Raw genomic sequence first — 14,496 nt, 5'->3', positions numbered from 1 at the left:
TCGCACTACGATGCTACCCGCCGCAGATGACGGCGTTGTTGCGGTATCTCCACGCTTCTATGTAAAACTGCTTACTTGAAGCTGTAATTGGCGCTCGCATAGAAGCGCCGGCCCCGCGGATCCGTGTAGGTCGGGTCATAGCCGGACAGGAAAAAGTAGGCCTGGTTCGAGTATGGCGGGCTGGTATTGAACAGGTTCTGTATGCCTGCGCGCAGCTTGAACTGCTTGCTGACGGCGTACGCGCCCGACATGTCCCACAGCGTGTACGCCTTCACCCGATTCGGCTTGACGACACTGCCGTTATCCGTGTTGATGGCCGAGTTCTGGTCATCGTAGCCGCTCGAATACGTGTTCGACAGGCTGGCCGAATACGGGCCATTGTCCCAGTCGAGCGTGATCGTATGGCGCCAGCGCTGCACCACGCCTTCCGTGACGAATTTATTCAGGTTGCTGATAAAGACGTCGCCGGGGCTGGTCTGGATTTTCGAATCGAGCACGTAGGTGCCGCTCAGGTGGCCGCCGAAACGTCCCCACGCCGTTTGCACGCCATGCAGGTCGGCCGTGATGTCGAGACCCGCCGCCTTTTGCGCGCCGCGGTTTTCCTTGCGCAGCTCGATGTAGTCGATTTCATTGTCTTCGTCGCGGTGCACCAGGTCGCCATACTTGGCCAGGTTGCCCAGGATGATGTCGTCGCCGATTTCGCTGATCAGGTCCGTGCGCTTGATGTTCCAGTAGTCGGCACTGAAGGTCCAGTGCCGACTCGGCTCGAGCACCAGGCCGGCCGTGAACTGGCGGCTGCGCTCCGGTTTCAGCTTGTCGTTGCTGTAGCGGCGCGTATCCCAATTATCGGCGCAGACGGAGTAATCATTGTTCTCGCTCGCGCAATACACGGGATCCGGCAGCGTCGCCGTACTGCTGTAGGCAGTGGGCCGGTGCAGGTCGGACATCGATGGCGCGCGGAAGCCCTTGCCGGCCGAAGCGCGCAGCAGCACCTGCTTGCTGGGCATGTAGGTCAGCCCGATCTTCGGACTGAGGGCGCCGCCCACCTGCTGGTAGTGGTCATAACGCCCCGACAACTGCGCCTGCCACTGTTTGGTAAACGGCAGCAGCAATTCGCTGTAGATGGCTTGCACCATGCGGCTGTCGCTGGTGGCCACGCCGCCTTCAGGCGCCGCGTCGTTGTTGATGTTGTCGCTCATCAGCAACGCCGAAGGACGGAACTCGGTGCGCTCGCGGCGCACTTCGCCGCCCACGGCCAGCGCCATGTCGCCGCCACCCAGGGCCATCAACGCGCGCGATGCCTTGAAGTCGAGCGCATCCATGGTACCGCGCGCATGCCGTACTTCGTCATTGACCTGGATGCTGTCGAGCAGCGCCTTGCCCTTCGCGCCCGATGGGCCAAACGGATTGATGTCGCCGGAGGCGATGCCTTCCAATAGCTTGTCGTACAGGACATAACCATGCGTGTCGCGGTCCTTCACGACGTTGACGCTGTGATTGAAGCCCACGTCGTAATCCCAGCCGGCGAGCGTGCCGCTGGCGCCCACCACGACACGCTGGCTCTCGCTGGTCAACTGGCTGGTGCGCATGCCCGCCTCGTTCAGCCGCATGCGCAGCTCCAGTTCGCGCGCAGTCGGATTGCCGTCTTCGTCGACGATGCTATCGAGGCCGGTATTGGCCAGCTGCGGCACCTTGCTGTAATCGAGATAGCCGATCACGCGCGCCGACGAGCCCACGTAATAGCTGCGCGAACGGCTCAGCGCCACTTCCGCGTACAGCTGGTGCTCGTTATTCAGTTTCAGTACGCCGCGCGTGAGCAGGTTCTGCTTGTCCGTCTTCGGATACAGCTCCGTGTCGCCCATGTAATCGTAGGTACAGGCATCGACGCCGCCCGTTCCCGCCGGCAGGTACAGATTGGCCGGCGGCGAACAGTTCGGGATCGACGGATTGATCTGCCGGCCGCTGATCGGCTGGCCATTGAGCAGGAAGCCCTGTTCCTGCAAATAGTCGCGCTGCTCCCCCGACAGGCGGATATTCGCCGGGCTGGTAAAACTCGACAGCAAATGCCCGAGGCGCTGCGGAACCTGCAGGTTCGGAATGAACTTGCGTTGCGAGGAACTGAGGCGGTCGGTTTTTTGCAGGTCAACCACGGCGAAGATATTGTAGCCATCCGTGCCCAGGTCGCCCGTGCCGGCCGTGATGCTGGCCGTGCGCTTGCCGGCGCCGCCTTCATCGGTGCGGCTGCCGTAGACGTTCAGCTCCACGCCCTGGTAATCCTTGCGCGTAATGAAATTGATCACGCCGCCGATGGCGTCCGTGCCATACAGGGCCGAAGCGCCATCGAGCAGCACTTCCACGCGCTGCAGGGCGGCAGCGGGAATATTATTCAGATCCACGCCCGCATCGTCGCCGGGCGAGGCAAAGTTGGCCATGCGCCGGCCATTCAGCAGCACCAGGGTCGATGACGTGCCCACGCCGCGCAGGTTGGCGCTGTTGAAGCCGCGCTGGTCGCCGCCGATATTGATGCTGGCGCCGTCCGTCAGGCCTCCCACGTTGGCCGACACGCGCGCCATCAGCTCGGCCGCCGTCGTCACGCCCGCCTTTTCGATCTCGGCGCGCGTGATGATCTGCACCGGCAGCGCCGTCTCCGATTCCAGCCGCTTGATGGCCGACCCCGTGATTTCCACGCGCTGCATTTTTTTCGGCGCGGCGTCGCCGTCCTGCACCTGCTCCTGCGCCTGCGCGCCGCCGGCCAGCATGCCCAGCGCCGCCGACACGCTCAGGGCGCCCAGCGCCAGTCGCACGCCTTGCGCCAGCACCGACTCGCGTGGCAAGGAGCCGCCGTCTTGTCTTTTCATGTGCATTGCCACTCTCCCCAATGATGATGCCTGATTTTTATAATGACTTTGAGACTGCCTTGCGTTGCTTTGAAGCTGTTTTCCGGGGTCCCTGCACGCCATGCTCGCCGCCGTACAGATAGGCGGCGATGACTTCGCTCAGACGGGCCGCTTTTTCAACGTTCTTCCTGTTCGACACCATCAACGCCACGGCCAGCGCTTCGATCATGGCCAGCGCCGTGCTGGCGCTGCTGGGCAGGACGGGGTGTGTGCTTTGCGCATACAGCGCGTGATCGGCCAGTTCGGCCAGGGGCGAGGCGGGCGAATCCGTGAGCGCCACGATGCAGGCGCCGCGGTCGCGCGCGAAGCTGGCCAGGCCGATGCAGTCGAGCGTGTAGCGGGGAAACGAGATCACCACCAGCACGTCGTGCGCCGTCAGGTTGACCAGATGGCCGGCCGCCACTTCCGAACCGCCGATGCCCACCACCTCCACCACATGCGGGCAAAATGGCTGCAGATGCTGCACCAGCATGCCTGCCAGGTTGGCCGACAGGCCAAAACCCATCACATACACCACCCTGGCGCGCGTCAGACGGCGTACCACGGCCTGCATGGCGTGCGGCGACAGGGCATCGGACGTGGCGGCGATATTCGCGGCCGCATATTCCAGGCTTTCCGTGATGGGCGACGTGGTGCGCGCGCGGCGCTCTATCGTGCGGCGCAATTTGTCGACTGGCTGCAACAGCGATTGCAGGGTTTCGGCCATGGCGCCGCGCATGGCCGAATAATTCTTCTGGCCGATGTCGCGCGCGAAGCGGCTGATGGTGGCCGTCGATACCTGGCAGCTGTCGGCCAGTTCCTCGATGCCCAGCGCCGTCACCCGCATCTGGTTGCGCAGCAGGTAGTCGGCGATCTGCCGCTGCGAAGCCGAGCCGCCGGCCAGCACGTGCATCAGCGCCTGCCCCAGCGGAGACTGCGCGAACGCGGCATCGGGCGACGCCAGCGTGCCAGCCCGTGGCGTGTGGGGACTGCTGCGTGCAGGATTGGCGGATGCTCTCATATCACTGGCGGCCTGTATTCTGGGGTACTGCGGATCACTGGCGGAAGGCGAAATCGGGTCGCTGGAACTTACTGTACTCATATCAAAAAGAAAACTCAACAAATATTTGTAAAAGGATTTTCATTGATTTACTTCGTGAAAATATTGCTACATAATCGACCGAAATCCATCAACCGCGCCCCGTTTTGGGGCGAATTCACCATGCAAGTACAACAGCACCCCATCTCCACCGCGCACGCCAGCGTAGCGTGCCAATTGAGCAGCTTTCACTTCGGCACCGCGGCAGCCACCAGCCGCAGCGGCAAGAAGGTCTACATCCAGGCGGCGCTGCATGCGGATGAAGTGCCGGGCATGCTGGTGTCGCAATTTTTGCGCCGCGAACTGCTGGCGCTGGAGGCGGCGGGCAAGGTGCATGGCGAAATCATCCTGGTGCCGGCCGCCAATCCGATCGGCCTGGCGCAAGCCATCCATGGCGCGCCGTTCGGCCGCTTCGACCTGACCACCGGCATCAACTTCAACCGCGCCTACCGCCACGTGGCCGATGAATTGAAAACCACGCTCGATGGCCAGCTGGGACAGGATGCGCAAGCCAACGTGGCGCTGATACGCGAGCATGCGCGCGCGGCCGTCGCCGCCTGGCGGCCGGGCACGGATGCGGAGACCTTGAAGAAAACCCTGCTGGGCATGGCCATCGACGCCGACATCGTGCTCGACCTGCATTGCGATAACGAGGCGGCCCTGCACATTTATACGGGCACGCCGCTGGCGGCGCAGATCGCGCCCCTGTCCGCTCTCTTGGGCGCGCGCGCCGTGCTGCTGGAACTGGCGGCTGGCGAAGAGCCGTTCGATGAAGCCTGCAGCCGGTTGTGGTGGGATCTCGACGCGCACTTCGGCGGACGCTATCCGATTCCCGCCGCCTGCCTGTCGACCACGGTCGAGTTGCGCGGCGAAGTGGAAGTGAGCTACGCCCTGGCAGAGCGCGACGCCACCGCCCTGCTGCGCTTTCTCGCCATCGAGGGCGTGCTGGAGATAGCCGGCGCCGGCGACGACCTGCCCGCGCCGCAATGCGAACCGACGCCGCTGGCCGGCGTGGAACCGATCCTTGCGCCGCATCACGGCGTGCTGGTGTATCTGCGCGAAATGGGCGACCAGCTGGCCGCCGGCGACGCCGTGGCCGACTTGATCGACCCCGTCAGCGGCGAGACGACAACCTTGCGCTGCACCGTGGCCGGCGTCTTTTTTGCGCGCAGCGCCCACCGCCACGTCCTGCGGGGCATGAACGTCGGCAAGGTCGCCGGCGCCGTCGCCTTCCGCGGCGGCAGCCTGCTGAGCCAATAAATGTCACAAAAAGCGCCATGAGAAAATTCAAGCTCCCCAATACCTTCGTCCTGCTGTGCGGCATCCTGGCCATGATCGCCCTGGCGACATGGCTGGTGCCGGGCGGGAAATTCGATACCCAGCTGGTGAACGGCAAGCAGCTGATCATCCCCGGCACGTTTCATTATGTCGACAACAAGCCGCAGGGACTCGCCGCGCTGATGATGGCGCCCATCAAGGGCTTCGTCGACGCCAGCCTGATCATCGGCTTCGTGCTGATCGTCGGCGGCGCCTTCGCCGTGCTGCAAAAAACGGAAGCCTTCGATTCGCTGATCAAGGCCATCGCCAAGGCGCATACCAGTTCGCGCTTCGTGCGCGCCGCCATCATCCCCGTCTTCTTCACGATGTTCTCGCTGGGCGGCGCCACCTTCGGCATGAACGAGGAAGCGATTCCCTTCATCCTGATCTTCGTGCCGCTGGCCCTGGCCCTGGGCTATGACACCATCACGGGGGTGTCGATTCCCTTCATCGGCTCGCAAGTGGGCTTTTCCGCCGCCTTCCTGAACCCGTTCAACGTCGGCATCGCGCAGGGCATCGCCGGGGTGCCGATCTTTTCCGGCATCGGCTACCGCCTGATCGTGTGGGCCATCGCCACGGCGGTCAGCATCGTGTTCTTGATGTGGTACGCGGCGCGCATCAAGCGCCATCCGGAAAAAAGCCCGACCTACCTGCTCGATATCGAAAAGCGCAGCGAGCACACATTGGACCTGAACAGCTTTGCCGGCATGACGCGCACGCACCGCGCTGTGCTGTGGATTTTCATGGCAACCCTGCTGACGATGGTCGTCGGCGTCGTCAAGTACGACTGGTTCATCGATGAAATCGCCGCCCTGTTCCTGGTGATGGCCATCGTCGTCGGCCTGGTCGGCCGGCTCGACATGGACAGCCTGGTGGCGTCGTTCGTGCAGGGCGCGCGCGACATGGTCAGCGTGGCGCTGGTCATCGCGCTGGCGCGCGGCACCATGATCCTGGCGCGCGACGCGCAGATCATCGACACCATGCTGCACGCATTGACGCCCCTGGTGGCGTCGTCGAGTCCCGTCTTCGCCGCGCAAAAGATGTTCTTCATGCAGTCGGTGATCAACTTCTTCATCCACTCGGGCAGCGGCCAGGCGGCTCTCACCATGCCGATCATGGCGCCGCTGGCCGACCTGGTGGGCGTGACGCGCCAGACGGCCATCCTGGCCTTCCAGTTCGGCGAATTCACCACGCCGATGATCCCCACGTCCGGCATCACCGTCGGCGTGCTGGCGCTGGCGCGCGTGCCCTGGATTACGTGGGCCAAGTGGATGATCCCGCTGCAGCTGATTTACCTGGTGCTGGCGCTACTGCTCTTGATTCCACCCTGCCTGATGCACTGGCAGTAAGCCAGTCAGCGCCGGTAGATGTCCGGCACATACCGCTCCATCAGCGTCTCCGGCCTGAGCGGCGCCGTAAAGCCGTGACGCGCATACAAGCCATGCGCCGTGCTGGTGGCCAGCATGAAACGGCGCAGACCCTGCAAGTCGGGATGCGCCATCACGGCCTCCATCAGGCGCTTGCTGTAGCCGCGGCCGCGGCACTCTTCCAGCACATACACGTCGACCAGATAGGCAAACGTGGCGTAGTCGCTGACCACGCGGGCGAATGCCACTTGACGGCCGTCCAGCGTGCCGCCGAAGCATAGCGAATGGTCGATCGCGCGCTGTACGGTGGCCAGTGCGATGCCGCTGGCCCATGCCGATTGCGTGCTGAGAAAATGGTGAATGGCCGGAACGTCAAGTTCCGCCTTGTCGCTACTGATCTTCAAGTGTGGCATCACGCTGTCCGCCTGTCGTGGAAAAAAACTGATCATCGGCGATTTGCGCGCTGCTGTCACCTGGGCGGGAGAGAAACGGGGGCGCCGCCCGTTCGAATTGCCCGTGATGAGATACTGCAAGGTGCTGCGAGGTACGGTGCTGCTACTGCTGTTACCGATACTGCGTGCATGGCATGGCCGCGCTTACAGGGCGGCTTTTTCTTCGGCGCTCAGGCGCTTGGCGCTGACATACACGGTGTGCATGGTGGCTTGATCGGCGCTGGCGACGAAGGTGACGGAAGCGGCTGGCGCGGCGCGGAACTTCGGCACGGCGGCGGTGGCCAGGCTGGTGGCGGCGGCGATGGCGATGATGGCGACGAAGATGGCTTCCATGTTTTTAGCGATGTTCATGATATTTTCCTTGAGGTTAAGGGGCGTTGCTGTTTGTCCTGCGATGATTGAACTGTAGGCCGATCCCCCCTGAACTGCCATCGGATTGCGACCAAACGCACGATTCGCGGGACAGAATACAAAAAGCCCGGATGGAACGCACAACGTGCCCGCGTCGTGGCATTTGAGGCTTGCCAGCCCCATTCCTGGCCATTTCAGCGCCCTGCAAGGTCCTAAAAGCCCTACCGCCGGCCAACCTTGTTTATAATCGCCGTACACTAAAGGACTTCTTTCATGACTGATCAATTCTCCAAAAAGGGCGAAGCCTGGTCGGCCCGGTTTTCCGAACCGGTCTCGGACCTCGTCAAGCGCTACACAGCTTCTGTATTTTTTGATAAGCGCCTGGCGCTGTTCGACATCGAAGGTTCGCTGGCCCATGCGGAAATGCTGCATGCGCAAGCCATCATCAGCCCGGCCGATTACGCGGAAATCCAGCGCGGCATGGCGCAAATTTCACAGGAAATCGCCGCCGGCCAGTTCGAATGGCTGCTGGATCTGGAAGATGTCCACCTGAATATCGAAAAACGCCTGACCGAACTGGTAGGCGACGCGGGCAAGCGCCTGCACACGGGCCGTTCGCGCAACGACCAGGTGGCGACCGACATCCGCCTGTACGTGCGCGCCGCCATCGACGACATCACCACCCTGCTGGCGACGTTCCGCAGCGCGCTGACGGACCTGGCCGAGCAGCATGCCGACACCATCATGCCGGGCTTTACCCACATGCAGGTGGCCCAGCCGATCACCTTTGGCCACCACATGCTGGCGTATGTTGAAATGTTCGGCCGCGACGCCGAGCGCATGGCCGACTGCCGCAAGCGCGTCAACCGCCTGCCGCTGGGCGCCGCCGCGCTGGCCGGCACGACCTTCCCCATCGACCGCTTGCGCGTGGCAAAAACGCTGGGCTTTGACGACGTGTGCCACAACTCGCTCGACGCCGTCTCGGACCGCGATTTCGCCATCGAATTTTGCGCCGCCTCCGCCGTGCTGATGATGCACGTGTCGCGCATGGCCGAAGAACTGGTGATCTGGATGAGCCCACGCATCGGTTTCATCGACATCGCCGACCGCTTCTGCACCGGCTCGTCGATCATGCCGCAAAAGAAAAACCCGGACGTGCCGGAACTGGCGCGTGGCAAGACGGGCCGCGTGTACGGCCACCTGACCGGCCTGCTGACCCTGATGAAAGGCCAGCCGCTGGCCTACAACAAGGACAACCAGGAAGACAAGGAACCGCTGTTCGACACCGTCGACACCGTCATCGACACCCTGCGCATCTTCGCCGACATGGCCGGCGGCATCACGGTGAAGCCGGAAGCGATGCGCGCGGCAGCCCTGCAGGGCTATGCCACGGCGACCGACCTGGCCGACTACCTGGTCAAGAAGGGCTTGCCGTTCCGCGACGCCCATGAAGCCGTGGCCCTGGCCGTGCGCGCCTGCGTCGATGCGGGCTGCGACCTGGCCGACCTGTCGCTGGAGCAGTTGCGCGCCTTCTCGCCACTGACGGGCGAAGACGTGTTTGAAGTACTGACCCTGGAAGGCTCCGTGGCCGCGCGCGACCACGTGGGCGGCACCGCGCCAAACCAGGTGCGCGCCGCGATTGCCCGCGTGCGCACGCAGCTGGAAAAATAAGCGGCGTCCATCCCGCAAACGCCCCGCTGCAGCGCTGCAGCGGGGCGTTTTTCATTGCGCGACGATCTTCGACAGCACAGAAAAGGCGGCCCCCGTCTGCGATGCTTCCAGCAGCAAGGTCAGTTCCGTGTAGGTGCAGATGATATTGATCAGATTGATGCGCTCCCAGGCCAGGCGCTTGAGGATGGCGTGATACACGCCTGGCGTATAGCAGGTCTCGGGCGCCAGGTGCAGGGTCACGGCCGTCACGCGCTCCAGGCGCGCCAGTTCCTGCTCGCCGCCGAAGACCTCTTCCACCAGCGCGTGCAGGCTGCGGCTGCAGATCACCATCACCTCGTTGACGCCGCGCGTGACCGTGATGAAGGTGCCGCGCTGGGGCGCGGCCAGCGCCAGCAACTGGCGCTGGCAATCATAGGTCTGATCGGAATAGCGGTAGGTAAAAATCATCAATTCACTGCGCGTGGAAAGTTCTCCCGCGCGGTGCGCCAGCACGATTTCGCCGCTTTTCTGCTGCGGCATCCGTTCGGCCAGGCGGCGCAGCGCCATCACCACGGCGGCCTGCCCCACCGGTTTCCATAAGTCGCTCTGCAATTGCGGCTGCAGCTGGCGCGCCAGTTCCGACAGGTTCAGCAAGCCGCGGCCCAATCCCTCGCTGAGAAAGGCCGATTCCATCACGATCTGTTCCACTTTGGTCGCTATCGAAAGCATAGTTCGTCGGGCCGGTGATTCCGGTGCACGCACCAGGAGCCGGCAACCCTTCCTGAAAAAAGGATGCACTGCGCCAGCGGCCGCGCCGGGCGGCGCGGTCGGACTCGCGGAAAAGAACCCCCTCGCGGGGGGAAGAACCGGCTGGCGGCGGCTAGGAAGGCGGATGCAGCATGAATGCCGCTCCAGAGGGGAAATGGCTGAAACCAACAGCAGAAAACAGAACTGACGTCATGTGAAACTCCCGAATTTTTTTCCCGATGCGCTGTATCTGGACGCGGTCATTGCCGCGTGCGCTTTTTTTGTCTTCGCCTGGTCCGTTGGGACCACGCGAATACCTAGTGTAGATCGCAACATTTAGAAAATGCAACAGTGTTTTTCCAACAGAACGCGCCATTAGGGGAAGTAGTCCAAAACAAAAGTTACAGCTTGTGGTAGATCAAACTTTGCGCTGATGTAGCACCGATAAATGTTCAATTCTTAACAAAAATTCGCGTAGTGACCCATTTCTTGAATTTTTTGACATGGCGATATCGACAAGTTTAGTGTCCCCCTACCCGGCGTCATGCCACCACAAAACGGCAGGCTATCCGCCTGTCAGGCACGCCGGGGTGGCCATCAGGCATCGCGGCCAGCTCATTCACCATTTCCTTAACCGATACCATGGAGCAGAAATGAATTTACGTTTGACGATAGTTGCCGCATCCATCGCCGCCCTGCCGCTGATGGCTACCACGGCAGACGCCGCCACGCCGCTGCCACAGACCCTGATGGCCGCCCCGGTCGCCCTGGCTTCTCCACAAGAGACCGCCAGCCTGGTCAACAAGCTGGCTGCGCAGGCGCGCAGCCGCGGCCTGAATACCGAACATGGCTTTGCCGTCGGCGCCCAGCATCCTGGCGTCAGCGGCACACGCGTGAGCCGCGTGCAGCACACCTACAAGGGTTTGCCCGTCTTCGGTTCCGAAACGGTCGTGGTCAGCAACAGCGCCGGCGACATCGTCAGCGAATCCGTGTCGGACCGCGCTTCCGGCCTCGGTAGCGGCGGTGTCAATTCCGTCACCCGCAGCGCCACCACCGATATCGACACCACGCCCGCCATCAGCGCGGCGGCAGCCATCGCCGCCGCCGTGGACAGCATTGGCGTGCGCGCCGTCGACCACGTGCCGCCGCATGCGCAACTGCTGATCTACCCCGTCATGAAAACCGTGCGCGTGACCGGCGCCGAGAACAAATCGGAAGCCGCGTTGAACGCCCTCGACGTGCAGGACGTGGTCGACCACTACGAGCTGGCCTATCTGGTGCAGACGCGCATGATCAGCGGTAACAAGCCCGTCTACTACGACACCGTCGTCAGCGCCAAGGATGGCCGCATCCTGCGTCAATGGAAAGCCCTGAAAACCGTGGCCGGCATCGGCAACAGCCAGTATAACGGCCAGGTACCGCTCAACACCACGCTCACGGGCAGCACCTACACCATGAAGGACCCCAGCCGCGGCACGGGCGGCAGCTTCGGCGGCATGGCCATCACGAATGCCAATCACGGCACCAGCTCGGGCAGCGTGTACAGCAGCACCAGCAATACCTGGGGTGACGGCCAGCAATACATCAACGGCGGCAGCACCACCAACGCCAATGGCCAGACGGCGGCCGTGAACGCGATGTGGGGCCTGATGAACACCTACGACACGCACAAGAATGTGCTGGGCTGGTCCAGCCTGGACGGCAACAACACGGCTACCCACATCGCCGCCCACGTCAACACGGCCTACGACAACGCCTACTACGACAGCAGCTGCAAGTGCATGTACATCGGCGACGGCGGCAGCTCGTTCAACAACCTCGGTTCCATCGACGTGATCGGCCACGAAATGGGCCACGGCATCACCGACGCCACCTCGGGCCTGATCTACTCGCAAGAGTCGGGCGGCTTGAACGAATCGAGCTCGGACATCGCCGGTGAAATGGTGGAAGCGTATGCGCGCGCCGGCGGCACGGGCACCACGATCCCCAACACGGGCAACGATTGGATGACGGGCAAGGAAATCGCCAAGAATGGCCAGCCGCTGCGTTGGCTGTACAAGCCAAGCAAGGATGGCAGCAGCCCGAATGCGTGGAGCAGCACCATCAAGAACCTCGACGTCCACTACAGCAGCGGCCCGAACAACCGCATGTTCTACTTCCTGTCGCAAGGGTCGAACTCCACGTCCAGCAGCGACTACTACAGCTCCTACCTGAACAAAAGCCCGCTGGCCATGACCGGTATCGGCAGCGACAAGGCCTACCGCATCTGGTTCAAGGCCGCCACCACCAAGTTCACTTCGTCGACCAACTACGCCGACGCGCGCAACAAGGTGCTGCTGGCAGCCGAGGAACTGTATGGCGTGGGCAGCGCCGAGGCGATCGCCGTCAAGCGCGCGTATGCGGCCATCAACGTGGGCGCCGACGTCGATGAATCGACGACGGGCGGCGCGGTGACCATCACCAGCCAGCCGGCCAGCATCACAGTCGCACCGGGCGCCACCGCCTCGTTCGCCGTGGGCGCGGGCGGCGGCACGGCACCGTACACCTACAAGTGGTACCGCAACGGCGCCGTGATCAGCGGCGCCACGTCGCCCGCCTACAGTTTCACGACCGTAGCGGCCGACAGCGGCGCCGTCTTCAAGGCCACGGTGACGGATTCGTCCTCGCCTGCCGTAACGGCCACGTCGAACAACGCCACGCTGACGGTGGGCACGAGCAGCGCCACCGAACGCGTGACGAACGGCGGCTTCGAGTCCGGCGCCACGGGTTGGAGCGGCACCACGGGCGCCATCGGCACCTTCACGGGCCAAACCGCGTACGAAGGCACGAAGTACGCCTGGCTGGGCGGCAATGGCGCCACGGCCAGCGAATCGCTGACCCAAAGCGTGGCCATTCCGGCCGCCGCCACCTCGGCCAGCCTGACCTTCGCGCTGCATATCGACACGGCGGAAACGGGCAATACCGTGTACGACAAGCTGGTCGTCACCGTGAAGAACAGCGCCGGCACGGTGCTGGGCACCCTGGCCTCGTACTCGAACGTGAACAAGGCTGCCGGCTACCAGATCCGCACGTTTGACCTGATCGCCTACAAGGGCCAGACCGTGCAGATCTCGTTTGCCGCGACCGAGGACGCATCGCTGCAAACCTCGTTCGTGATCGACAAGGTCAGCCTGGTCACCCAGTAAGCGGCTGAACATGCGGGCAAGCCATCGCGACAAGGCTTGCCCGCACGGCACGATTGATTTCCTGGCAATTCCAGTCTACCCTGAGGCAGTGATTGCATCTTGCCTGCTGCTGGTACCCGCGACGAATTGAACTTTTTTTTGGATTGTTCCTGACCGATGCCTACTTCGACCTTGTCCGCACGCGCATTCCCTTCTTCCGCTTACCCCATTTTCACGCCCCAGGCCCTCGCCATGCTCGCCTGAGCCGACGATGCAGTTCCACCTTCAGGTGCAGGGCCCGGCGGGCAGCCAGGCGCTGGCCATCGACGCCGCCAGCGAGGCCGAAGCGATCCGCGCGGCCGTGCGCGGCGGCTGGCGCGTGCTGGCCGTCGACGCTGGCGCTGCGCAGGAGACGGGTGTCGCGCTGCGTCCCGGCAAACAGGGCCTGCCTCTGCTGCAATTCAGCCAGGAGCTGCTGGCCCTGCTCGAAGCGGGCCTGAACCTGGGCGAGGCCATGGCGACCCTGCATAACAAGGAAACGCGGCCAAGCGCAAAGGCCACCCTGGCCGCCATCGTGCTCACCCTGCAACAGGGCCTCAGCTTTTCCGACACCCTGGCCGGTTTCCCCGACATCTTTCCCGACATTTACATCGCCACCGTGCATGCGGCCGAACGCTCGGGCAACCTGCCCGAGGCGCTGGCGCGCTTCGTCGGCTACCAGCTGCAGTTCGACGCCATCCGCAAGAAACTCATTTCCGCCGCCATCTACCCGTGCATGCTGCTCGTCGTCGGCGGCCTGGTGACCCTGTTCCTGCTCGGCTACGTGGTGCCCAAATTCAGCGTCGTCTACGAAAGCTCGGGCCGCGAGATTCCCTGGATGTCGCAAATGCTGCTCGGCTTTGGCCAGACCCTGGCCGCGCATCCGCTGCTGTGCGCCAGCGCGCTGGCCGCCGTGGTGGCCGCCGTGGTCTTCGGCATCGCCAATGCCGGCGCGCGCCAGGCCCTGGTCTTGCGCCTGCTGCGCCTGCCCGTGCTGGCGGAGAAGGCGGCCGAATTCCGCCTGGCCCGCTTCTACCGGGCTCTCAGCCTGCTGCTGCACGCCGGCATCCCCCTGCACAAGGCGCTGGCCATGGTCGCGCCCATGCTGCTGCCGGCACAGCAGGAGCAGCTGGCACAGGCGCGCCGCGCGGTGCAGGAAGGCATGCCGTTTTCCACCGCGCTGGAACACGCCGGCATGGCCACGCCGGTGGCGCAGTCGCTGCTGAAAGTGGGCGAGAACACGGGCCGCCTGGGCGACATGCTGGAACGCTCGGCCAAATTCCACGACGAGGAATTCGCCCGCTGGGTGGACTGGGCCTCGCGCCTGCTCGAACCGCTCTTGATGACCATCATCGGCGTCGTCATCGGCGGCGTCGTGGTGCTGATGTACATGCCGATCTTTGAACTGGCCGGGAGCTTATCGTGACGGTTTTT

Annotated in this window: 10 protein-coding genes; 5 read left to right on the top strand and 5 right to left on the bottom strand. The window is 63.5% G+C overall.

Annotated elements, in window-relative coordinates; all coding sequences use genetic code 11:
- Window positions 1-71 precede the first annotated feature (71 nt).
- Window positions 72-2,864 carry a TonB-dependent receptor gene (locus BLT98_RS11105; protein WP_092607678.1) on the bottom strand — a complete coding sequence of 931 codons (2,793 nt, stop codon included), beginning with the start codon at window positions 2,862-2,864 and terminating at the stop codon, window positions 72-74.
- A 31-nt stretch (window positions 2,865-2,895) separates the two neighbouring features.
- Window positions 2,896-3,897, bottom strand: a complete 1,002-nt coding sequence (locus tag BLT98_RS11100) for a MurR/RpiR family transcriptional regulator (protein WP_092607675.1) — start codon at window positions 3,895-3,897, stop codon at window positions 2,896-2,898.
- Window positions 3,898-4,098: 201 nt separating this feature from the next.
- Here BLT98_RS11100 and BLT98_RS11095 point away from each other — a divergent pair, with 201 nt between their 5' ends.
- The gene (locus BLT98_RS11095) at window positions 4,099-5,235 is read left to right on the top strand and encodes a succinylglutamate desuccinylase/aspartoacylase family protein (protein ID WP_092608658.1); all 1,137 of its coding nucleotides are present in this window, start codon (window positions 4,099-4,101) and stop codon (window positions 5,233-5,235) included.
- A gap of 17 nt (window positions 5,236-5,252) precedes the next feature.
- A complete protein-coding gene (locus BLT98_RS11090; protein WP_083299835.1) occupies window positions 5,253-6,641 on the top strand; it encodes a YfcC family protein in 1,389 nt (462 codons plus the stop codon).
- A 5-nt stretch (window positions 6,642-6,646) separates the two neighbouring features.
- Here the strand turns inward: BLT98_RS11090 and BLT98_RS11085 are convergent, their stop codons facing one another.
- Together BLT98_RS11085 and BLT98_RS11080 are read right to left on the bottom strand one after the other, a co-directional pair.
- Window positions 6,647-7,072, bottom strand: coding sequence for a GNAT family N-acetyltransferase (locus BLT98_RS11085; RefSeq protein WP_092608655.1), 426 nt, complete (start codon window positions 7,070-7,072; stop codon window positions 6,647-6,649).
- A 183-nt stretch (window positions 7,073-7,255) separates the two neighbouring features.
- Window positions 7,256-7,462 (bottom strand): hypothetical protein, encoded by a 207-nt coding sequence (locus BLT98_RS11080; RefSeq protein WP_092607672.1) that lies wholly within the window; start codon window positions 7,460-7,462, stop codon window positions 7,256-7,258.
- A gap of 273 nt (window positions 7,463-7,735) precedes the next feature.
- On the opposite strand from BLT98_RS11080, the gene argH reads away from it, so the two are divergent.
- On the top strand, window positions 7,736-9,133 hold the full coding sequence (gene argH, locus BLT98_RS11075) for an argininosuccinate lyase (RefSeq protein WP_070256108.1): 1,398 nt from the start codon (window positions 7,736-7,738) through the stop codon (window positions 9,131-9,133).
- 51 nt (window positions 9,134-9,184) lie between these two features.
- Here the strand turns inward: argH and BLT98_RS11070 are convergent, their stop codons facing one another.
- Window positions 9,185-9,841, bottom strand: a complete 657-nt coding sequence (locus BLT98_RS11070; protein ID WP_034780353.1) for a hypothetical protein — start codon at window positions 9,839-9,841, stop codon at window positions 9,185-9,187.
- 671 nt (window positions 9,842-10,512) lie between these two features.
- Between BLT98_RS11070 and BLT98_RS11065 the strand changes: the two genes are divergently transcribed.
- Together BLT98_RS11065 and BLT98_RS11060 are read left to right on the top strand one after the other, a co-directional pair.
- Complete coding sequence (locus tag BLT98_RS11065) at window positions 10,513-13,044, top strand: M4 family metallopeptidase (RefSeq protein WP_092607669.1); 2,532 nt, start codon at window positions 10,513-10,515, stop codon at window positions 13,042-13,044.
- A 250-nt stretch (window positions 13,045-13,294) separates the two neighbouring features.
- Window positions 13,295-14,488: a type II secretion system F family protein gene (locus BLT98_RS11060; RefSeq protein WP_070281608.1), complete on the top strand. Its 1,194-nt coding sequence runs from the start codon at window positions 13,295-13,297 to the stop codon at window positions 14,486-14,488.
- Window positions 14,489-14,496 lie beyond the last annotated feature (8 nt).

The sequence above is a fragment of the Janthinobacterium sp. YR213 genome (assembly GCF_900099875.1).
Classification (GTDB): Bacteria; Pseudomonadota; Gammaproteobacteria; order Burkholderiales; family Burkholderiaceae_D; genus Janthinobacterium; species Janthinobacterium lividum.
Note: the sequence above shows the minus strand (reverse complement) of the source record. Positions and strands in the feature narration are given on the sequence as shown.

What these genes read in the sequence shown, in the direction of transcription:
- BLT98_RS11100 (WP_092607675.1), bottom strand. Translation starts at nt 3,897, where the DNA reads ATGAGAGCATCCGCCAATCCTGCACGCAGCAGTCCCCACACGCCACGG.
- BLT98_RS11080 (WP_092607672.1), bottom strand. Translation starts at nt 7,462, where the DNA reads ATGAACATCGCTAAAAACATGGAAGCCATCTTCGTCGCCATCATCGCC.
- BLT98_RS11090 (WP_083299835.1), top strand. Translation starts at nt 5,253, where the DNA reads ATGAGAAAATTCAAGCTCCCCAATACCTTCGTCCTGCTGTGCGGCATC.
- BLT98_RS11105 (WP_092607678.1), bottom strand. Translation starts at nt 2,864, where the DNA reads ATGCACATGAAAAGACAAGACGGCGGCTCCTTGCCACGCGAGTCGGTG.
- BLT98_RS11060 (WP_070281608.1), top strand. Translation starts at nt 13,295, where the DNA reads ATGCAGTTCCACCTTCAGGTGCAGGGCCCGGCGGGCAGCCAGGCGCTG.
- BLT98_RS11085 (WP_092608655.1), bottom strand. Translation starts at nt 7,072, where the DNA reads ATGCCACACTTGAAGATCAGTAGCGACAAGGCGGAACTTGACGTTCCG.
- BLT98_RS11065 (WP_092607669.1), top strand. Translation starts at nt 10,513, where the DNA reads ATGAATTTACGTTTGACGATAGTTGCCGCATCCATCGCCGCCCTGCCG.
- argH (WP_070256108.1), top strand. Translation starts at nt 7,736, where the DNA reads ATGACTGATCAATTCTCCAAAAAGGGCGAAGCCTGGTCGGCCCGGTTT.
- BLT98_RS11095 (WP_092608658.1), top strand. Translation starts at nt 4,099, where the DNA reads ATGCAAGTACAACAGCACCCCATCTCCACCGCGCACGCCAGCGTAGCG.
- BLT98_RS11070 (WP_034780353.1), bottom strand. Translation starts at nt 9,841, where the DNA reads ATGCTTTCGATAGCGACCAAAGTGGAACAGATCGTGATGGAATCGGCC.